The organism is Actinomadura rupiterrae, from assembly GCF_024172125.1.
Classification (GTDB): domain Bacteria; phylum Actinomycetota; class Actinomycetes; order Streptosporangiales; family Streptosporangiaceae; genus Spirillospora; species Spirillospora rupiterrae.
Window position 1 is genome coordinate 40,556 of sequence record NZ_JAMZEA010000005.1, and the last position, 24,478, is coordinate 65,033.

The 24,478-nt window shown below is 73.1% G+C and carries 22 protein-coding genes; 6 read left to right on the plus strand and 16 right to left on the minus strand.

What is annotated here, in order from left to right; all coding sequences use genetic code 11:
* Positions 1-55 precede the first annotated feature (55 nt).
* Complete coding sequence (gene modA / locus FHU30_RS17160; protein ID WP_253876913.1) at positions 56-829, minus strand: molybdate ABC transporter substrate-binding protein; 774 nt, start codon at positions 827-829, stop codon at positions 56-58.
* Between the two features lie 58 nt (positions 830-887).
* Complete coding sequence (locus tag FHU30_RS17165; protein WP_253876915.1) at positions 888-1,280, minus strand: helix-turn-helix domain-containing protein; 393 nt, start codon at positions 1,278-1,280, stop codon at positions 888-890.
* A 288-nt stretch (positions 1,281-1,568) separates the two neighbouring features.
* Between FHU30_RS17165 and FHU30_RS17170 the strand changes: the two genes are divergently transcribed.
* Positions 1,569-2,567, plus strand: coding sequence for an alpha/beta hydrolase (locus tag FHU30_RS17170; protein WP_253876917.1), 999 nt, complete (start codon positions 1,569-1,571; stop codon positions 2,565-2,567).
* An 18-nt stretch (positions 2,568-2,585) separates the two neighbouring features.
* Positions 2,586-3,014, plus strand: coding sequence for a PPOX class F420-dependent oxidoreductase (locus FHU30_RS17175; protein ID WP_253876919.1), 429 nt, complete (start codon positions 2,586-2,588; stop codon positions 3,012-3,014).
* Positions 3,015-3,118: 104 nt separating this feature from the next.
* Here the strand turns inward: FHU30_RS17175 and FHU30_RS17180 are convergent, their stop codons facing one another.
* Complete coding sequence (locus FHU30_RS17180; protein ID WP_253876921.1) at positions 3,119-4,366, minus strand: nitric oxide synthase oxygenase; 1,248 nt, start codon at positions 4,364-4,366, stop codon at positions 3,119-3,121.
* A gap of 191 nt (positions 4,367-4,557) precedes the next feature.
* On the opposite strand from FHU30_RS17180, the gene FHU30_RS17185 reads away from it, so the two are divergent.
* On the plus strand, positions 4,558-5,178 hold the full coding sequence (locus FHU30_RS17185) for a hypothetical protein (protein ID WP_253876923.1): 621 nt from the start codon (positions 4,558-4,560) through the stop codon (positions 5,176-5,178).
* A gap of 103 nt (positions 5,179-5,281) precedes the next feature.
* Here FHU30_RS17185 and FHU30_RS17190 read toward each other — a convergent pair whose 3' ends face one another.
* The 13 genes from FHU30_RS17190 to FHU30_RS17250 all read right to left on the minus strand — a co-directional run bounded on the left by FHU30_RS17190 (position 5,282) and on the right by FHU30_RS17250 (position 20,202).
* Positions 5,282-5,527, minus strand: a complete 246-nt coding sequence (locus FHU30_RS17190) for a hypothetical protein (RefSeq protein ID WP_253876925.1) — start codon at positions 5,525-5,527, stop codon at positions 5,282-5,284.
* A 132-nt stretch (positions 5,528-5,659) separates the two neighbouring features.
* On the minus strand, positions 5,660-7,081 hold the full coding sequence (der, locus tag FHU30_RS17195; protein ID WP_253876927.1) for a ribosome biogenesis GTPase Der: 1,422 nt from the start codon (positions 7,079-7,081) through the stop codon (positions 5,660-5,662).
* 80 nt (positions 7,082-7,161) lie between these two features.
* Positions 7,162-7,824: a (d)CMP kinase gene (cmk, locus tag FHU30_RS17200; RefSeq protein ID WP_253876929.1), complete on the minus strand. Its 663-nt coding sequence runs from the start codon at positions 7,822-7,824 to the stop codon at positions 7,162-7,164.
* A 139-nt stretch (positions 7,825-7,963) separates the two neighbouring features.
* On the minus strand, positions 7,964-9,085 hold the full coding sequence (locus tag FHU30_RS17205; protein WP_253876931.1) for a prephenate dehydrogenase: 1,122 nt from the start codon (positions 9,083-9,085) through the stop codon (positions 7,964-7,966).
* Positions 9,086-9,145: 60 nt separating this feature from the next.
* Positions 9,146-9,508, minus strand: a complete 363-nt coding sequence (gene aroH, locus FHU30_RS17210; RefSeq protein WP_253876933.1) for a chorismate mutase — start codon at positions 9,506-9,508, stop codon at positions 9,146-9,148.
* A 28-nt stretch (positions 9,509-9,536) separates the two neighbouring features.
* On the minus strand, positions 9,537-10,268 hold the full coding sequence (locus FHU30_RS17215) for a pseudouridine synthase (RefSeq protein ID WP_253876935.1): 732 nt from the start codon (positions 10,266-10,268) through the stop codon (positions 9,537-9,539).
* Complete coding sequence (gene scpB, locus FHU30_RS17220; RefSeq protein ID WP_253878011.1) at positions 10,265-10,846, minus strand: SMC-Scp complex subunit ScpB; 582 nt, start codon at positions 10,844-10,846, stop codon at positions 10,265-10,267. The genes FHU30_RS17215 and scpB overlap by 4 nt, the downstream gene beginning before the upstream one ends.
* A 283-nt stretch (positions 10,847-11,129) precedes the next feature.
* Positions 11,130-12,218, minus strand: a complete 1,089-nt coding sequence (locus tag FHU30_RS17225; RefSeq protein WP_308211324.1) for a segregation and condensation protein A — start codon at positions 12,216-12,218, stop codon at positions 11,130-11,132.
* A 35-nt stretch (positions 12,219-12,253) separates the two neighbouring features.
* Positions 12,254-13,138, minus strand: coding sequence for a ParA family protein (locus FHU30_RS17230; RefSeq protein WP_253878014.1), 885 nt, complete (start codon positions 13,136-13,138; stop codon positions 12,254-12,256).
* 149 nt (positions 13,139-13,287) lie between these two features.
* Positions 13,288-14,214, minus strand: a complete 927-nt coding sequence (locus FHU30_RS17235) for a site-specific tyrosine recombinase XerD (protein ID WP_253876937.1) — start codon at positions 14,212-14,214, stop codon at positions 13,288-13,290.
* 512 nt (positions 14,215-14,726) lie between these two features.
* The gene (locus FHU30_RS17240; RefSeq protein ID WP_253876939.1) at positions 14,727-15,365 is read right to left on the minus strand and encodes an NUDIX domain-containing protein; all 639 of its coding nucleotides are present in this window, start codon (positions 15,363-15,365) and stop codon (positions 14,727-14,729) included.
* Positions 15,362-17,050, minus strand: a complete 1,689-nt coding sequence (pyrG, locus tag FHU30_RS17245) for a CTP synthase (RefSeq protein WP_253876941.1) — start codon at positions 17,048-17,050, stop codon at positions 15,362-15,364. Before pyrG ends, FHU30_RS17240 begins: the two co-directional genes overlap by 4 nt.
* A 1,121-nt stretch (positions 17,051-18,171) precedes the next feature.
* Positions 18,172-20,202 (minus strand): coiled-coil domain-containing protein, encoded by a 2,031-nt coding sequence (locus FHU30_RS17250; RefSeq protein ID WP_253876943.1) that lies wholly within the window; start codon positions 20,200-20,202, stop codon positions 18,172-18,174.
* Positions 20,203-20,740: 538 nt separating this feature from the next.
* On the opposite strand from FHU30_RS17250, the gene pip reads away from it, so the two are divergent.
* From pip to ectB, 3 genes are all read left to right on the plus strand, one after another.
* Complete coding sequence (pip, locus tag FHU30_RS17255) at positions 20,741-21,703, plus strand: prolyl aminopeptidase (RefSeq protein WP_253878016.1); 963 nt, start codon at positions 20,741-20,743, stop codon at positions 21,701-21,703.
* Positions 21,704-22,542: 839 nt separating this feature from the next.
* Positions 22,543-23,085, plus strand: a complete 543-nt coding sequence (gene ectA / locus FHU30_RS17260; protein WP_253876945.1) for a diaminobutyrate acetyltransferase — start codon at positions 22,543-22,545, stop codon at positions 23,083-23,085.
* Between the two features lie 124 nt (positions 23,086-23,209).
* Positions 23,210-24,472, plus strand: a complete 1,263-nt coding sequence (ectB, locus tag FHU30_RS17265; protein ID WP_253876947.1) for a diaminobutyrate--2-oxoglutarate transaminase — start codon at positions 23,210-23,212, stop codon at positions 24,470-24,472.
* The last annotated feature ends 6 nt before the right edge of the window (positions 24,473-24,478 follow it).

The following is a 24,478-nucleotide window of genomic DNA, read 5'->3' on the forward strand; positions in this document are numbered from 1 at the left end:
GGACGCCCCCGCGTCCGGTCCGCGCTCCGCTGCGTCCGCCGCCCGCGCAGGACGGTCACGGCGCCTCGAACCCCGCCGCGCCGAGCGCCGCCTTCCCCTGCTGCGACAGGACGAACTGGACGAACTCCTTGGCCAGCGCCGGCTGCGGCGCCTTGCTCAGCGCCGCGATCGGGTAGTCATTGATCGCCTTGGCCGACTCTGGGAACTCGATGCCCTCGACCTGCCCGGCGGCGGCCCTGGTGTCGGTGCGGTAGACGAGCCCGGCGTCCGCCTCGCCGAGCCGGACCTTGGTCAGCACCGCCTTGACGTCCTGCTCCTGCGACACCGGCTTGACCTTGAGGTTCGCGGCGGCGAGCGCCTTCTTCGCGGCGGCGCCGCACGGCACCTGCTCGGCGCACAGCACGACCTTCAGCTTGGCCCCGGCCAGGTCGGCGAGCGCGTGCACCTTGCCCGGGTCGCCCTTCGGGACGGCGATGACCAGGCGGTTCTTGGCGAACACGGTCGGCTGCCCGGACGCGTCGCCCGCGTCCGTGACGGTCTTCATCGTCGTCCCGCTCGCGGCGGCGAACACGTCGGCGGGCGCGCCCTGCGTGATCTGCTGCGCCAGCGTCGAGCTGCCGCCGAAGCTGAACCGCACCTTCACCTCGGGGTGCGAGCCCTCGAAGTCCTTGCCGAGCTTGGTGAACGTCTCGGTGAGCGACGCGGCGGCGAACACCGTCACCGTCTTCCCGGACCCGCCCGACGAGGACTTGTCCTTGGTGTCACCGCAGCCCGCGAGGGCCACCAGGGACAGTGCCGCCAGCGCGGCCGCGGACGAACGTTGGAACACGACGACTCCTTGAGGGGGTTCGCAGCGGAGGGCTCGCGCCGGGGGGACGCATCAGGGGTCAGCCCACGTCGGGACGTTCAACGACGACGGTGGTGGACTTCACGACGGCCTCGGCGACCACGCCCACCTCCAGGCCCAGCTCCTCGGCGGCCTCGCGGCTCATGAGCGAGACGATCCGGAACGGCCCGGCCTGGATCTCGACCTTGGCCATGACCGTGTCGAGCACCACGTCGGTGACGATGCCGCGCATCCGGTTGCGCGCGGAGGAGAAGCTCTCCCCCTGCTCGCGGGACTGGCCGCGCACGAAGGCGGCCAGCTCGGCGCCGGGCACGATGCGGTGCCCGTGCTCGTCCCGGACGGCCGGGAGGCGCCCGCCGTCCACCCAGCGGCGCACGGTGTCGGCGCTGACCCCGAGCAGGGCCGCGGCCTCGCTGATCCGGAAGCTCGTCACGCGGACCACCCTAGACCCTCGCACCTGCACACCACATCTGGACCATCCACCAGAAAATGCGAGCCGTGCCAGCGCTCCGCCCTGGCTTTTGCTCCAGCGAGGACGGGCCGTCCGGTGAGAGGAACGGCACCTGAGCGAGTGCTTGTTCAGCGGCACCGCGCGATGGGACGATCAGAATCACGTTCGGAATCGAGCCGGAGCATCAAGCCGGTCCGGGCCGGGGCAGCGAGCCGGTCCAAGCCGGGGCAGCGAGCCGGGACGCGGACGGACCGGCGGCGAGGAGTGGTCGTGACGCGTGCGGAGCCCACCACGCTGGTGATCGACAGGCGCGGGACGGCGAGCCTGCGGTCGCGCGCCGTCGCGGCCGGGGTGCGGCGGCTGCTCGCGCCCCGGCTGGCCAAGGCCGCGGCGCTCCCGCCGGACGACCGGGCGCTGCGCCGGGCCGCCATGCTGGACGGCCTGGCCGCACGGGCCCGTCCGCCGCGCGGGGCGCGGTTCCAGCCGGTCGCGTTCGACGGGTTCCGCGCCGAGTGGACGCACGGGCCGGGCGTCGGCCGGAACCGCGACCAGGCGATCCTCTACCTGCACGGCGGCGGCTGGGTCTGCTGCGGCCTGAACACGCACCGCCGGATGGTGTCGCGGTTCAGCGCCGCCGCCGGGGTGCCCGCGCTGTCGGTGGACTACCGGATGATCCCGGCCGTCCCGTTCGAGGAGGAGGTCGAGGACTGCCTGACCGCCTACCGGAGCCTGCTGGCGGACCGGGACGCGTCCGACATCGTGATCATGGGCGACTCGGCGGGCGGCTACCTCACCTTCGCCACCGCGCTGCGCGCCCGCGAGGAGGGCCTGCCGCTGCCCGCCGGGCTGGTGGCGCTGTCGCCGATGCTCGACATGGACCTCACCGACAAGCTCGCGCACGCGAACATGAAGCTCGACCCGTCCGCGCCCGGCCCGCTGCTGGAGTGGCTGGTGCGCAGCTTCCTCGGCCACCTGGACCTCGGCGACCCGAAGGTCTCGCCGATCCGCGCGGACCTCGCCGGGCTGCCGCCCGTCCTGCTGACGGCGGGCTCGACCGAGCTGCTGTACTGCGACGCCGAGATCATGGCGCGGCGGCTCGCCGAGGCCGGTGTGCCGACGACGCTCCAGGTCTGGGACCGGCAGCTGCACGTGTTCCAGATGTTCGGCCCGCTGCTGCCGGAATCGCGGACGGCCATCTCCGACATGGGCGCGTTCGTCCGCGGCGCGTTCGCGAAACGCGGCGGCGAGGTTGACCTCAAGACGAGTTGAGGTCCTAGCGTCGGTGCCATGACGACCACGCCTTTCACCGACGCCGAGCGCGCGTACCTCGGATCGCAGAGCCTCGGCCGCATCGCCACCACCGGCCCGGACGGGACGCCGAACGTCCGCCCGGTCGGGTTCCGGCTGAACGACGACGGCACGATCGACATCGGCGGCCCGAACCACGCCGCCAGCCGCAAGTACCGCAACGCCCAGGCCAACCCGAACGTCTCGTTCCTGGTGGACGACATGACCCCGCCGGACGCCCCGGACGCCGTCCGCCCCGGCTGGGGACGCGGCGTCGAGATCCGCGGCCGCGTCGAGTTCGTGAAGGGCCGCATGCACATCGGCGAGGGCTTCTTCAGCGACGACCTGATCCGCATCCACCCGGCCCGGATCATCAGCTGGCACATCGACCCGGCGAACCCCGAGGGCTCGTCCCGCTCCGTCCCGTAACACCGCTCCGATCCCCGGACGACGGCTCGGTCCCGGACGACGGCTCAGTCCCCGACGTCGGCCCGGTCCACTAACGCCCGCTCCAAAACCTGACGCCCGGCCCCTTATCGCCTGTTGTCTGCGTCCCACGGTGCCGTTCGCTGGGCCGGGACGGAGACCCGGCGCGGCACCAGGACCGCTCGGCCGTGCTCGCCGTCGGGCACGGGGAGGGGGTTCTCGCGGCGGACGAAGTTCGGGCGGACGTCCGCGTCGTCGTGGTAGTAGCGGTGGAAGACCGGCGTCGCGGCGCCCGAAAGCGGCGGGACGATCCAGGTCCAGTCCGCCGGGCAGCGGCGTCCGGCGGACTCCTCGCGGTCCACGTGGGCCAGGAAGCGGCGGGACTCGGTGTGGTGGTCGGTCATGGTGACGCCCGCCGCGCGGAACGAGTGCAGGACCGCGACGTTCAGCTCGACCAGCGCCCGGTCCCGCCACAGCGACGCCTCGCGGCGGGTGTCGAGGCCGAGCCGCTCGGCGACGCGCGGCAGCAGGTCGTAGCGGTCGGCGTCAGCGAGGTTGCGGGCGCCGATCTCGGTGCCCATGTACCAGCCGCTGAACGGCGCGCACGGGTAGGTCAGGCCGCCGATCTCCAGCGTCATGTCGCACACCGCGGGGACGGCGTGCCAGCGCAGCCCGAGGTCGGCGAACCAGGGGAAATCGGGATGGCTCAGCTCGACCTCCAGCACCGCGCGCTCCGGTAGCGGGACCATGCGGACGGGCTCGTCCGGCGCGTCCACCAGGAGCGGCAGCGGGTCAAAAGAGGTGCCCGCACCGGTCCATCCGAGCGCGCGGGCGGCCTCGGTCAGCGGGACGTTGCGGGGGTCGCCGACCACCGAGCCGTCCGGTTGGACGTGCCCGGCGTACCGGACGAGCTGGTCGTTCCACAGCCGCGGGCCCGGACGGTCCGGGGCGTCGGGCGCGAACACGGTGATCAGCGGGCGGATCCGGCCGCCATTGCCCGCCTCGTCCAGGTGCCGGACGCATTCGGCGGCGATCCCCGCGGCGTCGCGCACGTGCCGCCGGTCGCGGACCCGGAGGCCGCGCCAGTACAGCCGCCCGATGCACCGGTTGCTGTTGCGCCACGCGACGCGCGCGCCGAACGCCAGCTCGGCGCCGGTGTGCCGGTAGGTGCCGGTGGCGCGGATCTCCTCGCGCACCTCCGCCAGCCGCGCCTCCAGCGCCCCGCCTCCGGACGCGACGCCGCCCCCGCCCTCGTCCCCGGCCTTGCCCCCGGTTTCGGCGTGGAACTGCCGGACGAAATCCACCGCGTCCCGTTCGAGAGCGGCTCTCCTCCCCCTGCGGACGAACAGTGCCATCGCGACCTCGTACCTGAAAGTGAGTAAATGATCACCAAGGGTCACAGAATGGCATGCGCGGCCGCTCCGGGGGCGCGTTCTGCGCGATTGGCTCCATGTCGCGACGCTGCGTCAGCTCCGCATGAAGGCGGAATCGAAGGGTAAAGCCCGATTCAAAACTAGATATCCGACCTCATCGGGAGGCGGCGATCATGACCGGAACCATGCGCGTGCCGCGCAGCCGCGGCGCGTTCAGCGGAGTCCTGCTCGTCCTGCTCGGGCTCTGGGGGGCGCTGCTGCCCTTCGTCGGCCCGTACGCGCACTTCGGCTTCCATCCGGACGAGACCTGGATCTACGGGACGGACCGGCTCGAACTGTGCATCGCGCCCGGAGCGGCGACCGCGCTCGGCGGCCTGGTCGCGCTGTCCAGCTCGCACCGGGCCCTCGCCTCGCTCGGCGGCTGGCTCGCGGCGCTCGGCGGCGCCTGGTTCGTCATCGGCACGCAGGTCGCGGTGCTGTGGGACGCGAACGGCATCGGCGACCCGCTCGGGACGACCAAGGGTCGGCACCTCGCCGAGCAGCTCACCGGCTTCTCCGCGCTCGGCGCCGCGATCGTCTTCCTGTCCGCGCTGGCGCTCGGCCGGTTCGCGGTCGTCGGCGTCCGCGAGGCCGCTCCAGCGCCGTCCGAGTCGTCCGCCCCGACCGCGGAGGAATCGGACGTCACGCAGCCGCTCAGCAGGCCGACCTACGGCCGCTACGCGCGCCGGCCCCAGCACCAGACCCAGCCGGACGTCGAGGACCGCCGCGTGGCCCCCGACGAGCACGGAGTCTGAGCAGGAACGCGGTCCGCTGAGCGGAGACGCGACCCGAGCAGGGACGCGACCCGAGCAGGGACGCGGCCTGAGCGGGGCACGGGGCCTCGGCGGAGAGCAGGGGTCAGCGGTCGCGGGTGCGCATGTTGCGGACGGACTTGGTCGTCTCGAAGCTGCGCTTCTCGTCGTCGTTGGCGACGTCGTCGCGGTCGGTGAACATGCCGACGAACATCACCAGCAGGCCCACCGCGCCGATCCAGGGCTGCTGCCAGTAGAAACCGGCCGCCACGAAGGCGGCGGCCACCAGCACCAACAGCAGAAGCTTCACGTCCCACCCCTCGACCCGCGCCCTGACCACCGTGGTACGCACCACTAGACCATGAGTCCAATTGCACGGTCAACGAGTAAGCGAGAACTTACGCGGGGCCGTGGAGCAGCATCCTGGCACGCCGAGGCCCGCCCGGGGAACCCCCGGGCGGGCCTCGAAGCGATCTCCGCCCCGCTACTTGCGCTTGCCGCGCTTCTCGCGGATCTTCATGGTCACCGCGATCGGCGTGCCCTCGAAGCTGAACTCCTCGCGCAGCCGCCGCTCGATGTACCGGCGGTAGCCCTCCTCCAGGAACCCGGAGGTGAACAGGACGAACTTGGGCTGCCGCACGCCCGCCTGCGTCGCGAACAGCACCCGCGGCTGCTTGCCGCCCCGGATCGGGTGCGGGTGCGACGACACCAGGTCGGCGAAGAACTGGTTCAGCTTGGACGTCGGGACGCGCGTCTCCCAGCCCGCCAGGGCCGTCTCGATCGCCGGGACGAGCTTCTCCATGTGCCGTCCGGTGCGGGCCGACACGTTCACCCGCGGCGCCCAGCGCGCGTTGTGCAGCTGCCGGTCGATCTCGCGCTCCAGGTAGTGGCGGCGCTCCTCGTCCAGCAGGTCCCACTTGTTGTAGGCGATGACCAGGGCCCGGCCGGACTCGATCACCATGGAGATGATCCGCAGATCCTGCTCGGCCAGCGGCTCGGTCGCGTCGATCATCACGACCGCGACCTCGGCCCGCTCCAGCGCCGACTGTGTGCGCAGCGTGGCGTAGAAGTCGGCGCCCTGGTTCTCCCGGTGGCGGCGGCGGATGCCGGCGGTGTCGATGAACCGCCAGGTCTTGCCGCCGAGCTCGATCTCCTCGTCGATCGGGTCGCGGGTGGTGCCCGCGACCGAGTCGACGACGACCCGCTTCTCCCCGGCCAGCTGGTTCAGCAGGCTGGACTTGCCGACGTTCGGGCGGCCCAGCAGCGCCACCCGGCGCGGCCCGCCCGCCTCGGCGCCGAACGTCTCCCGCGGGGCCTGCTCGGGCAGCGCCTCCAGGACGGCGTCCAGCAGGTCGCCCGAGCCGCGCCCGTGCACGGCGCTGACCGGGTGCGGCTCGCCGATGCCGAGGCTCCACAGCAGCGCCGCGTCGGACTCGGTGCCGGCGTTGTCGACCTTGTTGGCGACCAGCACCACCGGCTTGCCGGACCGGCGCAGGATCTCCACCACGGCCTCGTCCACGTCGGTCGCGCCGACGGTGGCGTCCACGACGAACATCACCACGTCGGCGAGGTCGACCGCCATCCGGGCCTGCTCGGCGATCGCGGCGGCCAGGCCGGCCGCGTCCGGCAGCCAGCCGCCGGTGTCCACGACGGTGAACCGGCGGCCGGACCAGGTCGCGTCGTAGGCGACGCGGTCCCGGGTCACGCCCGGCACGTCCTCCACCACGGCCTCGCGGCGGCCGATGATCCGGTTGACCAGGGTGGACTTGCCGACGTTCGGCCGGCCCACCACGGCCACCACCGGCGCGGGCCCCTCGTCCTCCCCCGGGTCGCCGGTGAAGCCCTCGTCGAAGCCCTCGGCCGCCGCGAGTGCGGCGGCGTCGAAGTCGTATTCGCTGTCAGTCACGTTGATGTCCCCGCTCGCCGGTCGGGTACGCCTCCCGGCGTCCCCCGGCTCGCTCGTGCGCTCGTTGCCGAGCCCGGTGCTCAGTTCTGCTCTTTGGCGAGGCGGACGACCGCCTCGATCACCTCGTCGAGGCTCAGCTCGGTCGAGTCGATCTCGTGCGCGTCCGCCGCCTTGGCCAGCGGGGACGCCTTGCGGGTGGAGTCGAGCCGGTCGCGCCGCGCCTGCTCGGCCTGGGTGACCGACACCGACGCGCCCGGGTCGGCCGCCAGGTCCTTGGCCCGCCGCGCCGCCCGCACCGCCTCGCTGGCGGTCAGGTAGACCTTGACGGGCGCGTCCGGCGCGACGACCGTGCCGATGTCGCGGCCCTCCACCACAATGCCCCCGGTACCGATGATCTCACGCTGCAGCGCGACCATCCGCTCCCGGACCGCCGGAACCCGGCTGACCGCGCTCACCGCGTTGGTGACCTCCCGGGTGCGGATCGGCTCGGACACGTCCTCGCCGTCCGCCTGGATGGTCGGACGGTCCGGGTCGGTGCCGGAGACCAGCACCGCCTCGGCCGCGCGCGCCGCGACCGCCTCGCCGTCCTCGACGTCCACGCCGTGCCGCAGCATCCACCAGGTCATGGCGCGGTACATCGCGCCGGTGTCGAGGTAGCGCAGCCCGAGCGCGCGGGCGACGCCCTTGGACGCGCTGGACTTGCCGGAACCGGACGGGCCGTCCATGGCGATGACGAGCGACACGATCGCTGCCTTTCGGTGTCTGCGCCGGTGGGGCGTGGGGCGGTGGTGCATGGGGCGGTGTTGCGGTGGGCGCGGCGGTGGTGCGTGGCCCGTGCGGACGCGGACCGGGCACGGCCCGGCCAGCATTCCAGGGTACCGGTCAGCCGGGGACCGACCAGCCACGCGCGCGCAGCTCGTCGGCCAGCTTCGCGGCCTCCTCGGGCTGGACCGACAGCTCCAGCACACCGACCGGGCGGCCCGGCGAGTGCTCGATCGAGACGTCCTCGACGTTGACCCCGGCGATCGTCGCCGCCTGGAAGATCATCGCCAGTTCGCCCGGACGGTCCGGGATGACCACGGTGACGGTCGCGTAGCTGCGCTGGTCGCCGCCGTGCTTGCCCGGGATCCGGGCGCGTCCGGCGTTGCCGCGCAGCAGCAGGTCGGCCACGTGCGTCGCCGCGCCCTCGCTGCCGTCGCGCAGCAGCGAGGCGGCCACCGCCAGGTCGGTCGCGACGGCCTCCAGGACGTCCGCGACCGGTTCGGCGTTGGCGGCCAGGATGCCGATCCACAGCCGCGGGTCGGACGCGGCGATCCGGGTCACGTCCCGGACGCCCTGCCCGGCGAGGCCGAGCGCGGTGTCGTCCGCGCCGGTCAGCCGGGCCGCGACCGCCGCCGACACCACGTGCGGGGCGTGCGACACCAGCGCGACCGAGCGGTCGTGGTGCGCGGCGTCCACGGTGACCGGCATGGCCCCGCAGAGCCGCGCCAGCCCCTCCACCGCCGCGAGCGCCTCCGGGGAGGTGCGCGGGCTGGGGCACAGCGCCCACGGACGGCCCAGGAACAGGTCGTCGCGCGCCGCGGACGGCCCGGACCGCTCCCGCCCCGCCAGCGGATGCCCCGCAACGTAGGACGCCAGGTCGCAGCCGACCTCGGCCGCCTGCGCCAGCGGCAGCGCCTTCACGCTCGCCACGTCGGTGTAGACCTCCGCCAGGCCGCGCTTCTGCGCGTCCAGCAGGGTCACCGCGACGGCGGCGGGCGGGACGGCGATCACCGCGAGGTCGGCGGGCCCGTCGAGCCCGCCGTCCGGCAGCGGCTCGCCCGCGCCGATCTGCACCGCCACGTCGAGCGCGGCGGCGTCCCGGTCGGACAGGTAGACCTCCGAACCCCGGGCGCGCAGGGCCAGCGCGATCGACGTGCCGATCAGGCCGGTGCCGATGACGACCACGCGGCCGGGGCCGCTGCCGCCGCTTCCGGGACGCTCGGGGACTGGGGTCTCTGCCACCGATCCAGCCTACTGGCCCGGAGCGCCCGCCCGGTCCGCCTGGGCGGCGGCCGGGGCGGGCTACTGGGCGATGTCGAGGCGGAGGGCGGCGGCGCCGCGCAGGTAGACGTGCTGGACCTCCGCGCGCGGACGGTCCGTCTCCACGTGCGCCATCAGCCGGATCACCCGCGGCAGCCCGTGCGGGACGGCGATCTCGCTCGCGCACATCAGCGGGACCTCCTGGAAGCCCAGCTTGCGCGCGGCGAGCGCCGGGAACTCGGCGGTCAGGTCGGGGGTGGCGGTGAACAGCACGCTGATCACGTCGTCGGTGGTGAGCGCGTTGCGCTCCATCACCTGGGTGACCAGCTCGGTGGTGGCGGCCAGGATCTGGTCCCGGTCGTCCGCCTCCACCTGGGTCGCGCCGCGGATCGCCCGCACCGCCATGGGTCCCCTCCCGTCGTCCGGACGCCCGCTACAGGCCGACGGCCTTGTACAGCTCGCCGACCTCGCGGACGGTCAGCGCCCGCATGTGGCCCGGCTTCAGCACGCCGAGCTTGAGCGGTCCGAACTCTACGCGAGCGAGCTGCTGGACCGGGAACCCGACCTCCTTCAGCAGCCGCCGGACGATGTGCTTGCGGCCCTCGTGCAGGGTGATCTCCACCAGGATCCGGCGGCCCACCTGGTCGAAGATCCGGAAGCTGTCGGCCTTGGCGAAGCCGTCCTCCAGCTCGACGCCCTTGCGCAGCCGGCGGCCGAGGTCGCGCGGGATCGGCCCGTGGATCTCGGCGAGGTAGGTCTTGCTCACGCCGAAGCTCGGGTGGGTCAGCCGGTGCGCCAGCTCGCCGTCGTTGGTGAGCAGGATCAGGCCCTCGGTGTCGGTGTCGAGCCGCCCGACGTGGAACAGCCGCTCGGGCACCTCCACGTACTCGGCGAGGGACTTGCGGCCGCGCTCGTCCTTCATCGTGGACACCACGCCGCGCGGCTTGTTGATCATGTAGTAGCGGGTCTCGGACCGGGTCTCCACCCGGCGGCCGTCCACCCTGATCACGTCGCGCTCGGGGTCGACCCGCTCGCCGAACCGGAACACCCGCTCGCCGTTGACCTCGACCCGGCCTTCGCCGATCAGTTCCTCGCAGTGGCGGCGGCTGCCGATCCCGGCCTCGGCCAGGACCTTCTGCAGGCGCACGCCCTCGTTGTCGCTCACGCTTCCTCGACTATCTCTTCTGGCAGGTCATCGGGCAGGTAGGGGGCCAGTTCCGGCAGTTCGTCCAGGTTCCGCAGGCCCAGCCGCTCCAGGAAGTACCCGGTGGTGCGGAACAGGGTGGCCTGGGACTCGGGGTCCTGCCCGGCCTGTTCGATCAGGCCGCGCAGCGCCAGGGTCCGCATGACCCCGTCGCTGTTCACCCCGCGCACCGCCGAGACCCTGGCGCGGCTGACCGGCTGGCGGTAGGCGACCACCGCCAGGGTCTCCAGCGCCGCCTGGGTCAGGCGGGCCTGCTGCCCGTCGGTGACGAACCTCTCCACCACCGGCGCGCATATGTCACGAGTGTAGAAGCGCCAGCCACCCGCCACGTCCCGTAGGTCGAACCCGCGGCCCTGCTCGGTGTATTCCGCGGCCAGCCCGCGCAGCGTGGCGGCCACCTCCGGGACGGGCCGCTCCAGCAGTTGCGCGAGCGTGATCTCGGCCACCGGCTCGTCCACGACCAGCAGGATCGCCTCCACCTGCGCCCGCAACGACGGCCCGCCGTCCTCGGCGCCGTCCACCGGCTCGTCCTCCGTCACGGAGACGCCCTCGGAGGCGGAGACGCCCTCGGAAACCTCCTCCGAAACGGCCGCCTCCTCCTGGACGGCTGGCTCCTCGGGGACGGGCCGTTCCTCCCGGACGGGCCGCTCCTCCGGGACGGCAGGCTCCTCGGAGGCGGCTGGCTCCTCGGAGGCGGCTGGCTCCTCGGAGGCGGCTGGCTCCTCGGGGACGGGTTGCTCCTCCGGGACGTCGGGCCCCTCGGAGGCGGCGGGCTCCTCGGGGACGTCGGGGTCCTCGGGGGTCTGGGGGTCCTCGGCGTGGTCAGTCATCGGTGGATTCCTCGGTCTCGTCGGACGGGCCGTCCCCGCCTTCGCCGTCCCCGCCGTCCCCGCTTTCGGCGACGGCGTCCAGGTCGCGGGCGCCCTCGTAGTCGTCGCCGACCTCGACCTCGCCCTCGTCGGAGCCCGTCCAGGTGACGTTCAGCACGCCCAGCGGCTCGTCCTGCTCGAAGGTGACGGCGCGCTCGCGGTACAGCTCCAGCAGGGCCAGGAACCGGGCGACGACCTCGAAGGTGCCCTCGGCGTCGTCGGTGAGCTGCTCGAAGGTGGCCCGGCGCAGCGCGCGCAGCTTGGCGACCACGACCTCGGCCTGCTCCCGGACGCTCGCCTTCGGCTGGTACATGTGCTCGACGTTCACGCCCGGCGGTGTCTTCGGCGTGAACACCTGGGCGGCGAGCCGGGCGAACTGGTCGGGGCCGAGGCCGATCAGCACCTCCGGCAGCAGGTTGGCGAACCGCGGCTCCATCGGGACGATCCGGGGGAACCGGCGGGACGCCTCGGCCATCCGGGCCGTGAGGTCCTTGGCGACCTCCTTGTACGCGCGGTACTGGAGCAGCCGGGCGAACAGCAGGTCGCGGGCCTCCAGGAGGGCGAGGTCCTCCTCGTCCTCCACCTCGCCGGACGGCAGCAGCCGGGCGGCCTTGAGGTCCAGCAGGGTCGCCGCGACGAGCAGGAAGTGGCTGGCCTGGTCGAGGTCCCAGTCCTTGCCGTGCGCCCGGATGTGCGCGATGAAGTCGTCGGTGACCTTGTGCAGCGACACCTCGGTGATGTCGAGCTTGTGCTTGGAGATCAGCCCGAGGAGCAGGTCGAACGGGCCCTGGAAGTTCTCCAGCTCGACCCGGAAGCCCTTGCCGCCGTCCTCCTCCTCGGCGGACGCCGCGCCGCCGTCGGGGCCGGGGTCGGCAGAGGGGTCGCCGCCGGCGGACGGGTCGTCGCCAGGGGCGGGGTCGGGAGAGGGATCGCCGCCAGCGGACGGGTCGTCGCCGGGAGCGGCGTCATCAGGCGCGTCGGCCATCGGTTCGGCCTCGGCCTTCTGGTCGGCCTTCGTCAGGGGCGGGGCGGGCTGGTGCACGGGGAGAACGGTAACCGAGCGGGGTGAGTGCCCGCTCAGGCCTCCGGCTTCCAGCGTTCCAGCACCTCGCGGGCCAGGCTGCGGTAGGCGTTGGCGCCCATCGAGGACGGGTCGAAGTAGGTGATCGGCTCGCCCGCGACGGTGGCGTCCGGGAACCGGACGGTCCGGTTGATCACGGTGTGGAAGACCTTGTCGCCGAACGCCTCGACGATGCGGCCGAGCACCTCGCGGGTGTGCAGGGTGCGCGAGTCGTACATGGTGCCGAGCACGCCGTCGATCGCGAGCGACGGGTTGATGCGCTGCTGGACCTTGTCGATGGTCTCCATGAGCAGCGCGACCCCGCGCATGGCGAAGTACTCGCACTCCAGCGGGATCAGCACCCCCTCGCTCGCGGCGAGCGCGTTGACCGTCAGCAGGCCCAGGGACGGCTGGCAGTCGATGAGGATGTAGTCGTAGTGCGGGATCGCCGACTTCAGCGCCCCGGCGAGGATGTACTCGCGGCCGACCTCGTGCACCAGCTGGACCTCGGCGCCGGACAGGTCGATGTTGGACGGCAGCAGCTCCATCCCGTCCACGCCGGTCTCGATGACCACGTCCTCCCACTCGGTGTCGCGTTCGAGCAGCAGGTTGTGGATCGTCACCTCCAGCTGGCGGGGGTCGCCCTTGCCCAGGCCCACCGACAGGGCGCCCTGCGGGTCGAAGTCGACCAGCAGCACGCGGCGGCCGTACTCGGCGAGCGCCGCGCCCAGGTTGATGGTGGTGGTGGTCTTGCCGACGCCGCCCTTCTGATTGCAGATCGACACGATCCGCGCCGGGCCGTGCTCGGCGAGGGGCTCGGGATCGGGGAAGACGGGGACCGGGCGCTGCGTCGGGCCCAGGGCGCGACTCGGATCGGTCTCGATGGTGGCGGAGGACAGCATGCCCTCCGAAGCCCGTGTGCTTGTCACCAGATCCCTCCCCGGCGGCCCGAAAATGCCTCCAGGACGGGGACTCTATGGCCCCGCCGCCGCCGTCTCAAGCCGACTCGCGGTCGATGCGTCGCGTTTTGTCAGCCGCGCGCCCTGGCCGGTCAGCCGCGTGCCCGCGGATGCGACGTGGCGTAGACCTCGCGCAGCAGCTGAACCGTGACCAGAGTGTAGACCTGCGTCGTCGTCACCGAGGCGTGTCCGAGCAACTCCTGGACGACCCGGACGTCCGCCCCGCCGTCGAGCAGGTGCGTCGCGAAGGAGTGCCGGAGCGTGTGCGGGGACACGTCGGTCAGCCGGGCCCGGTCGGCGGCGGCGCGCAGGACCATCCAGGCGCCCTGCCGGGAGAGCCGTCCGCCGCGGGCGTTGAGGAACAGGGCGGGTCCGCCGCGTCCGGTGCCGGCGAGTTCGGGACGCGCGCGCACGAGGTAGGCCTCGACGGCGCGGCGCGCGTACTCCCCGATCGGGACGATGCGGGTCTTGCCGCCCTTGCCGGAGACGCGGGCGAAGCCGTCGCCGAGGTCGACGTCGTCCACGTCCAGGCCGACGGCCTCGGAGATGCGGGCGCCCGAGCCGTACAGCAGCTCCAGCAGGGCTCGGTCTCGGAGGGCGCGCGCGGCGGCGGTGCTGTCGCCGGCGTCGCCCTCGCCCGGCCCGGACGCGGCGTCGAGCAGCCGTTCCACGTCGGCCAGGGAGATCGCCTTCGGCAGCCGCCGGGGCGGGGTGGGCGGACGGACCTCGCGCGCCGGGTCGTCCCCCGCCAGGCCCTCGCGCAGCGCGAACCGGTGCAGGCCGCGGACGGCGACGACCGCGCGGGCCGCCGACCCGGCGGCGAGCGGCGGGTGGTCGTCGTCGCCCTGCCGCAGCCCGACCAGGAACTCCCGGACGTCGTCCTCGGTGACCCGGTCGATCGCGGTCCGGCCGCGCCCGACCAGCACCTCGACGTAGCGGCGCAGGTCGCGGCGGTAGGAGCTGAGCGTGTTGGCGGCCAGGCCGCGTTCCACCGCCAGGTGCCCGAGGTAGGTGCGCACGGCAGACTCCAGCGCGGTCCCGGCCGCGGCCTCGGAGGACGGGCTGCCGGAGGCGGGCTCGGGGGCGGGCTCCGCGGCAGCCCCGGAAGGGTCGGTCTCGGTGCGCGCGGCGCGGCGGCCGGTCGTGCTCGGTGTCAGTGCGGGACCTCGTTCCGGACGCTCGTTCGCTCACTCTGCTCGGTCACTGTGCTCGACCACTCAACCGCTGCTCGAACACTCGGCCGCCGCTCGATCAATCGGCCGCTGCTCATTCATTCAATCGCTGCTCGACCATCCATTCCGTGCTCAACCGTTCAGCCGGTGCTCAACCGTTCAGCCGGTGCTCGATCACTCGCGCGGTGCTCGATCACTCGTGCGGTGTTCGGTCACCGTGTCGGGGGAACCCGCGCCCCATCATGCCCCCTCGGGCCCGCCGGGGATGCGTCAACGCCCCGCGCGTCCGGCAGGACGGCGGGGCGTGGCGATAACGATTCGGCGATGACCGGCGGTGACGGCGCCGGCCGTCCGGCGGGTCAGCCCTCCGGCGCCTCGACAGAACGCAGACCGGCGAACTCGCCGGCGCGTGCCGCATGCGCGGCGAGCACCCCGGTCACGGCGATCATGTTGTGCAGCTCACCGGCCAGCGCCTTGCGGACGGCCTCCTCCAGCGGCACCCAGACCACCGGCATGTCGGCCTCCTCGTGCACCCGCTCGAAGTCGATCTCGTCGGCGGGGACCTGGACGAGGTCGCGGGCCAGGAAGATCCGGGTCCGCTCGTCCGACATGCCGGACGAGGGGAACACGTCGACCAGGACGTCCCACCGCCCGGCCCGGTATCCGGCCTCCTCCAGCAGCTCGCGCGCGGCGAGGACGTGCAGCGGCTCGCCCTCGACGTCGCGGAGCCCGGCGGGCGCCTCCCACAGGTAGTGCCCGGCCGGGTGCCGGTACTGGCGGAGCAGCAGGACGCGGTCCTCGCCGTCCAGGGCGAGGATGCCGACCGACCCCGGGTGCTCGATCACGTCCCGGCCGACGAGCTCGGTGCCCTGGCCGTTCGGCATGCGGACCCGGTCCCGCCGGACGCGGAAGATGTGCCCGGCGAAGACCTCCTCGGCGTCCTCGGTGTGCCAGCGCTCCGGGACGTCCCGGACGTCCCCGGGCCCGAACCCGGTCACGGGGCGCCGGCCGCGGAGGCGCCGGCCTCGCGGGCGGCGGCGTAGTCGATCGCGGCGGCGACCAGCCCGGTGAACAGCGGGTGCGGCCGGGTCGGGCGGGACCGGAACTCCGGGTGCGCCTGGGTGCCGACGAAGAACGGGTGCGACTCGCGCGGCAGCTCGACGTACTCGACCAGCCGCCCGTCCGGGGACAGGCCGGAGAACCGCAGCCCGGTCGCCTCGATCTGCGCGCGGTAGGCGTTGTTCACCTCGTAGCGGTGCCGGTGCCGCTCGGACGCCTTGGCCTCCCCGTACAGCTCGCGGACGATCGAGTCCTCGGCGAGGTCGGCCGGGTAGAGGCCGAGCCGCATCGTGCCGCCCATGTCCCGCTCGCCGGACACCACGTCCAGCTGGTCGGCCATGGTCGCGATGACCGGGTGCGCGGTGGCCGGGTCGAACTCGGCGCTGCCCGCGTCGGGCAGGGCGCCCAGGTTCCGGGCGGCCTCGATGACCATGCACTGCAGGCCCAGGCAGATGCCGAGCAGCGGGATGCGGTTCTCGCGGGCGTGCCGGATCGCGCCGAGCTTGCCCTCGATGCCGCGCACGCCGAAGCCGCCGGGGATCAGCACGCCGTCCACGCCGTCCAGCTCGCGCTTGGCGCCCTCGGGGGTCTCGCAGTCGTCGGACTTGACCCAGCGGATCGTGACCCGCGCGTCGTTGCCGAACCCGCCGTGCCGCAGCGCCTCGGTGACCGACAGGTAGGCGTCCGGCAGGTCGATGTACTTGCCGACCATCGCGATCGTGACCTCGCGCGACGGGTGGTGGACGTGCTGGAGCAGCTCGTCCCAGGAGCCCCAGTCGACGTCCCGGAACGGCAGGCCGAGCCGCTGCACCACGTAGGCGTCCAGGCCCTCGGCGTGCAGCACCTTCGGGATGTCGTAGATGGACGCGGCGTCCACCGCGGACACGACGGCCTCGCGGTCCACGTCGCACATCAGGCTGATCTTCTGCTTCAGCCCGTCGGTGATCGGCCGGTCGGACCGGCACACGATCGCGTCCGGCTGGATGCCGATCGAGCGCAGCGCCGACACCGAGTGCTGGGTCGGCTTGGTCTTCAGCTCGCCGGACGGCCCGATGTAGGGCAGCAGCGAGACGTGCAGGAAGAAGCAGTTGTCCCGGCCGATCTCGTGCCGGATCTGCCGGACCGCCTCCAGGAACGGCAGCGACTCGATGTCGCCGACCGTGCCGCCGACCTCGGTGATGACCAGGTCGACCTCCTGGCCGTCGGCCATGCCGCGGATGCGGTCCTTGATCTCGTTGGTGATGTGCGGGATGACCTGCACGGTGTCGCCGAGGTACTCGCCGCGCCGCTCCTTGGCGATCACGTTGGAGTAGACCTGGCCGGTGGTGACGTTCGCCGACCCGTGCAGCTCGGTGTCGAGGAACCGCTCGTAGTGGCCCACGTCCAGGTCGGTCTCGGCGCCGTCGTCGGTGACGAACACCTCACCGTGCTGGAAGGGGTTCATCGTGCCGGGGTCGACGTTGAGGTAGGGGTCGAGCTTCTGCATGGTGACCCGCAGGCCGCGCAGCGCGAGCAGTCGCCCCAGGCTGGAGGCCGTCAGTCCCTTGCCGAGGCTGGAGGCGACACCGCCGGTGACGAAGAGATGCTTGGTAGGACGCGAGCTACCAGTGGTGGCCGAAGGCAAGAAGACTCTCCCGTGGTCGAAACGAGGCGGATGAACCGGAGATCGGTCCCGCACTGTCCACGGGCCACCAGGATATCATCCGCCGACCGCGCGACATCCGCCCCGACCCCACCCCGGCGCGCCGAACCCTCCCAAGGGCAACCCCCGAAGCCCCCCACCGCCGATCCAAGCCCATTCACCCCCCCGACACGAACAATCCGAAGCCCACCCCCAAGCCCCGCCCCAAGGCTCGTCGCCCGCACAACCCCCCAGAACGCCTCCCAGCCAACGCCCCGACCGCCCCCGCACTCCCACCAAACCCACACAAAACCAGCCACCCCGCCCCGCAGCCCAGCCCGAACAGAGCCCCCACAGGTCCAGGCCTCACCACCCCGCAGACCCAGCCTTCACAGGGCCCCCACAGGTCCGCCCTCAAAACCCCGCAGATCCAGGCGCCACGGCCCCGTAGGCACACCTCACGGCCCCACAGGCCGCAGCCCTCACGGCCCCGCAAGTTCAGGTCTCACGCGCCCCCGCAGGCCCTGCCTTCACGGGCCCCAGCCCCGGGCTTCACTCCCCGCAGGCCCAGGCCCCACGGCCCCGCGGGACGTGCCTTCACAGGGCCGCACCGGGCCCAGGCCTCACTCCCCGCAAATCCAGGCACTCCGGCCCCGCAGGCACACCTCACGCCCACTGGCCACATCCCTGGCCCGCAGGCCCAGGGGCCACCGGGGCCGTCCACAGGGGCCGCGGTGTTCGCGTTCCCCGGCTCCCGGAGGGGGAATCCACCATGCGCGGCGTTTCCTGGGTCCAGAACTCCGGGCCCTCCGCACCGTGTCGCGTTGCGACGATGCGCCCGCGTCGCGGAACTCTCGCACGCCCCCAAAAGGCCCTGCGCCTTCACGGGCCCCAGGCTCGGGCTTCACTCCCCCGCAGGCCCAGGCACCGCGGGTCCGCAGGCACGCCTCACGGCCCGAAGGCCCAGAGCTCACGGCCCTGTGGCCCCGGCCCCGTCCTCCGAAACCCTTGTTCCGGACGTGGCATGGGGCCCTGGCCGCGGGCGGTCTGGACTGAGGAGCGAAGCGACGAGGGAAGACCGCCCGCTCTAGAGGCCAGGGCCCAAGCGAGCGCAGCGAGCCAAGCTAGCGCTGCGCGGCTGAGGGCATGATGGTTCTTAGTTGGCGGGTCAGTTCGTCGATCAGGCCTCTTGCCTGTTCGGACGCTTGTTTGGCGGCGTCGCGCTCCTGGGTGAGGTCGGAGATCTGGGCGCGCTGCTCGGTGACGGCCTGGGCGAGCTGGTCGACCCACTGGTCGCGTTCGGCGAGCTTCTCGGCGACGGCGTCGCGTTCGGTGGCGAGCAGGCGCAGGGCGGCGGTCGCCTGGTCGCGTTCGCGGGCGGCGGTGTCGGCGCGGCCGCGGGCGATGGTCAGCTCGGAGTCGGCGCGGGCCTGGGCCTGGACGGCGCTCTCGCGCTGCCGTTCGGCGGCGTCCAGCGCGGCGGCGGCGGTGTCGCGTTCGCGCTCGGCCTTCTTGGCGGCCTCCAGGCTCTGCGCGGCGGTGTCGAGGGCCTGCTTGCGCTCGGCCTCGGCGGCGTCCGCGCGGCGGTCGGCGTCGGCGGCGCGGCGGTCGGCCTCGGCGAGGCGGCGCTCGGCCTCGGCGGCGCGGGACTCGGCGGCCTTCATCCGGGTCTCGGCGGCCTGGCCGCGGCGGTCGGCCTCGGCGGCGCGCTGGGTGGCCTCCTGGGTGCGGCGCTCGCTCTCGGACGCGCGGCTCTCGCCGGCCTTGGCGCGGACCTCGAACTCCTGGGTGCGGCGCTCGGCCTCGTTCGCTCGGGCCTCGGCGGCGCGCATCCGGGTCTCGGCGGCCTGCGCGAGGTTGCGGGCCTCCTCGGCCTCCTTCGCGGCGGCGGCGACGGCGTGCTGGAGGTTCTGCGCCTGCATCTCGGCGTCGGCGAGCTTGGCGCGGGCCTGCGCGAGCTCGGCGCGGGCGCCCTCCAGCGCGCGGGACAGCTCGCCCGCCTGCTCGGCGAGCCGGTCGCGCTCGGACTCGACGGCGCGGCGGGCGGCGACGGCATCCTCGACGGCGCGCAGGGCGTCGTCGCGGGCCTCGCTCATCTGGTCGCGCTGGGTCATGGCCTGCCGGACGGTCGCCTCCGCCTCGGCGGTGCGGCGCTCGGCGACCTCGGCGCGGCCGGCCGCGGCCTGGGCCTCGGCGCGCGCCTGCTGCTCCTGCTGGCGGGCCTGCTCCATCGCGTTGCGGGCCTGCTCGGCCTGGACGCGGGACTGCTCGGCCTGGACCTGCGCCTGCTCCATCTGCGCGCGGGCCTGGTCGGCCTGCTGGCGGCCCTGCTGCGCCTGGTTCCAGGCGGCGGCGGCGTCGCGCTGCGCGGTCTCCTTCTCGGCCTGGATCGCCTGGACCTGCGCGGCCGCCTCGGCCTGCGCCTCGGCCATGCGGCGCTCGGCGTCCACGGCGCGCCGCTCGGCCTGCTCGGCCTGGCCGCGCGCCCGCTGCACCTCGCCCCACGCGGCGGCGGCGTCCCGCTGCGCGGTCTCCTTCTCGGCCTGGACGGCCTGGACCTGCGCCGCGGCCTCGGCCTGCGCGGCGCTGATCTGGCCCGCGGCGTCCGCCTGGACGGCCTGGATCTGCGCGGCGGCCTCGGCCTGCGCCTCGGCGAGCCGACGTTCGGCGTCGACGGTGCGGCGGTCGGCCTGCTCGGCCTGGCCGCGGGCGCGCTGCACCTCGCCCCAGGCGGCGGCCGCGTCGCGCTGCGCCGACTCGCGCTCGCTCTGGAGGGCGGCGACCTGCGTGGCCGCGTCGGTCTGGGTCTGCTCGACCTTGCGCTCGCCGGCGGAGAGGGCGTCGCCGATGAGGTCGGCCATCTGCCGGAGCCGCTCGACGATGTCCCAGGGCTGGGCCTCGCCGTCCGCGGCGGGGACGTGCGCCTGCCCGCCCGGGCCCTGCCCGTTCGAGCCGTGGCCGCCGGGTCCGTGCCCGTTGTGGCTCTGCACGACCTGCCCGGGCACCACCTGCCCTGGGACGCCCTGCCCGTTCGCCGGTCCCGCCGCCTGCACCGGGACGTCCGGCTGGGGGGCGGTGTCCCGGCCGAGCACCGGCCAGGCCGAGTCGGCGCCCGGGACCCCGCGCGAGCCGCCGGATCCGTTCAGTTCGCTCACCGCATCCCTCGCCTGGAGTCAGCGAGCCGTCTCCCGCTGCGGGCCGGTCGCTCGGGGGGCACCGTCGCGATCGCGGCGCTCGCCGCCGCACGGCTCGTCGCTTCGCTCACCAAAGGCACTCTAGTGCCGACGGGTAGAACGTTTGCCCAGTTTGGGGTTCAGTTCCTTGATCCTCACGATCTCGTGGCCACCGGGCGAGCGCGGAAAGTCACAGCTCATTACCGTTCGACCGGACCTCTCCGGCACCCCGATCCGGGCGTGACCAATTCCTCTCCACCCGTCCGCCGGATCCTCTCGGGCCGTCCGCCCGCTCCTCCCCGCCCGTCCGCCGGGATCCTGTCCGGCCGTCCAGCTGAATTGGACGGCTCCCCCGATCGTCCGCGCCTCCCCGTGGTCGCGTCGACGGCCCCGCGCGCCCTTCACCGGTGGGCGCCGCCCGCCGCTACCTTGGGCGGCGGACGAGGCCGGCGCGCGGGACGCCGCCGGTCGCGCCCCCATCAGGAGCTGTCCGACAGGAGTGTGAAGCGTGGGAACCGAGCTGCGCGGCCTTTATCCGCCGATCGAGCCGTACGAGACGGGCATGCTCGACGTGGGCGGCGGCGACCAGGTCTACTGGGAGGTCTGCGGCAACCCGGACGGGAAGCCGGCCGTGATGCTGCACGGCGGGCCGGGCGGGGGCTGCAGCGCGGACCACCGCCGCCAGTTCGACCCCGAGAAGTACCGGATCGTGCTGTTCGACCAGCGCAACTGCGGCCGCAGCACGCCGCACGCGTCCGATCCGGACGTGTCGCTGGAGAACAACACCACCTGGAACCTCGTCGACGACATGGAGAAGCTGCGCGAGCACCTCGGCATCGACCGGTGGCTCGTGTTCGGTGGCTCCTGGGGCAGCGCCCTGTCGCTGGCCTACGCGCAGAAGCATCCGGAGCGGGTGACCGCGCTGGTGCTGCGCGGCATCTTCACGCTGCGCCCGTTCGAGCTGGCCTGGTTCTACGAGGAGGGCGCGTCGCTGCTGTTCCCGGACCTCTGGGAGAGCTACGTCGCGCCGATCCCCGAGGACGAGCGGGAGAACATGCTCGCCGCCTACCACGAGCGGCTGAACTCGCCCGACCGCAAGACGCGCGAGGAGGCGGCGCGCGCGTGGGCGACCTGGGAGGGCGCGACGGTCTCGCTGCTGCCGAACCCGGAGCGGGTGGAGGAGTTCGGCGAGGCGGACTACGCGGTCGCGTTCGCCCGGATCGAGAACCACTACTTCGTCAACGAGGGCTTCTTCGAGTACGAGCAGCTCATCGGGGACGTCGACCGGATCCGGCACATCCCGGCGGTGATCGTCCAGGGCCGGTACGACGTGTGCACCCCGGCCGCGACGGCCTGGGACCTGCACCGGGCCTGGCCGGAGGCGGACTTCCACCTGGTCCCGGACGCCGGGCACGCCTACAACGAGCCGGGCATCCTGGACCGCCTGATCGCGGCGACCGACCGCTTCGCGAACGAGGACTGACCCGCCCGGCCGAGAACGGACAGCAGACGCGCCCGGGCGACAAGCGACCAGCAGACGCCTCCGCCCGACAAGCGACCAGCGGATGCGCCCGGCCGACAAGCGGCCAGCGGACCCGTCCGGCCGAGAAGCGGCCAGCGGACCCGTCCGGCCGAGAAGCGGCCAGCGGACGCGCGCCCGCACGCGACTCGCCGGCGCAGGAAGCGACTCGCCCGGCGCGGGAAGCGGCTCGCCCGGGACAGGAACCGACTTGTCCGGGACGAGGGCTGACACTTCCGAACGACGCGTGACACATCCGGACGGCCACAAGTCGCCTGCCGGACGGTTTTAAGACGGTCGCCAGGCGGCCTGGGCCTCCCCCGGAGGGCCTCCGGGCGGCCCCGAGAGCGCCCGAGGCGATCTTCGGACGGTCCCGGCGCGCCGGGCGGCAGGGCCGCTGACCTGGGAGGGCTCCACGCTTCTGCGTGGGGCCCTTCCGCGTTGGCGGGCGCGCCCCTACCGTGATTCCTCTGAGCGGCCGGGCGCCCGACGCGCGCGGGGTCCCTCTCGATGACACAAAGGTGATGTGATTCACCTCACAAAATTGAGACCGGATCCCCTGGACGAGGGTGCCGCCCGGGCGGGGGGTCGTGCTGCGCCCGAACGCGCCGGGCCCGTGCCACTGAGGCTCCGCGTCTCCCCTGGGCAGCCTGGGAAAGGACGTCCGTAAGGGCGCCCGAAACACGGACGAAATAATCCGTAAAATTGCAAGCTGGTCACCCTACCCATTCGCGGCATGACCAAACATTCGAAAGATAACGAAAGATAACGATGGTCTCCGCGATTCGCTAAGTTGCCTGGACATGGCAGTGAAACCTCTGCGTTCCGCCACCGGACGAGCCGAACCCGGCACCGGATTCGTCCTCGCGGAACCGATCCTGCGGGACGGACCGGAGTTGTGGCGCATGGCGCGCGACTCCGCGACGCTCGACGTCAATTCCCCGTACAGCTACATCCTCTGGTGCCGGGACTTCGCGGCGACCTCGATCGTCGCCCGCGACGCCTCGTCCGAAGGCCGGCCGTGCGGGTTCGTCACCGGATTCCTGCGCCCGGACGCCCCCGAGACGCTCTTCGTGTGGCAGGTCGCCGTCGACCGGGCGCACCGCGGCCAGGGTCTGGCGCGGCGCATGCTGGACGGCCTGGCCGAGCGCCTGGTGCCCCGCGGCGCCCGCGCGCTGGAGGCCACCGTCACCCCGGACAACACCGCCTCCACCGCGCTGTTCACCTCGTTCGCCCGCGACCAGGGCGCCGAGCTGACCCGCACGCCGCTGTTCGGTCCGGACCTGCTGCCGGGAGGGCACGAGCCCGAGGTGCTGTTCCGGATCGGCCCGCTCGGGCGGGGCTGACCGCGCCTTCATGACGGTTCCGCACGCGACGCACCCGCATGCCACCCAGCTCCCGCCCGCAACCCCGCACCCGCCCTGCCAGAACCACCCCGCAAATCCCAAGCTCCAACCTCCGGAGGTCCAGATGGACGTTTTCGCGCGCCTGGAATCGGAAGTTCGCGGTTATTGCCGAGGCTGGCCCACGGTGTTCACCACCGCGCGGGGCAGCCGGCTCACCGACGAGAACGGACGTTCCTTCCTCGATTTCTTCGCGGGCGCCGGAACGCTCAATTACGGACATAACGACCCCGCCCTGAAACAGCGGCTCATCGAGTACCTCGCCCAGGACAACATCGTCCACGGGCTCGACATGCACACCGCCGCCAAACGCCGGTTCCTCGAAGCCTTCGAGGAGATCGTGCTGAAGCCGCGCAATCTCGACTACAAGGTCCAGTTCCCCGGCCCGGCCGGCAACCACTCGGTCGAGGCGGCGCTGAAGCTGGCCCGCAAGTACACCGGCCGCGAGACCGTCGTCTCGTTCACCAACGCCTTCCACGGCATGACGCTCGGCGCCCTCGCGGTCACCGGCAACTCGATGAAGCGCACCGGGGCGGGCGTCCCCCTCGGGCACGGCGTCGCGATGCCCTACGACAACTACCTCGACGGCCGCACCCCCGACTTCCTGCTGCTCGACACGATGCTGGACGACTCGGGCAGCGGCCTGGACAAGCCCGCCGCGGTGATCGTGGAGTCGGTACAGGGCGAGGGCGGCATCAACGTCGCCTCGGCCGACTGGCTGCGGCAGCTGGCCGACCTGTGCCGCCGGCACGAGATCCTGCTGATCGTCGACGACGTCCAGATGGGCTGCGGCCGGACCGGCGCCTTCTTCAGCTTCGAGGAGGCCGGGATCACCCCCGACATCGTCTGCCTGTCCAAATCCCTGTCCGGATACGGCCTTCCCTTCGCCATCACGCTCATGCGGCGGGACCTGGACGTCTGGGAGCCCGGGGAGCACAACGGCACCTTCCGCGGCTTCAACCCCGCGTTCGTCACGGCCGTGGGGGCCCTGGAGGACCACTGGACGGGCGAGGGGATCGAGAAGCAGACCCTCGCCAAGGGCCAGCAGGTCAAGCTCGCCCTGGACGAGATCGCCCTGGAGCACGCGGGCGCCATCGCCGACGTGCGTGGCAGGGGGCTGGTCTGGGGTATGGAGACCCGTGACCCGGAAACCGCGTCGCGTATCTGCGCCGAGGCTTTCGGGCGCGGCCTGCTGATGGAGACGTCCGGACCGAACGACGAGGTCGTGAAGCTGCTGCCGCCGCTGACCACGACGGCGGAGGAGCTGGCCGAGGGGCTGGACGTGCTGGCCGACTCCGTCGCGGCCGTCCGCACCGCCGTGCACGCCTGAACCGTC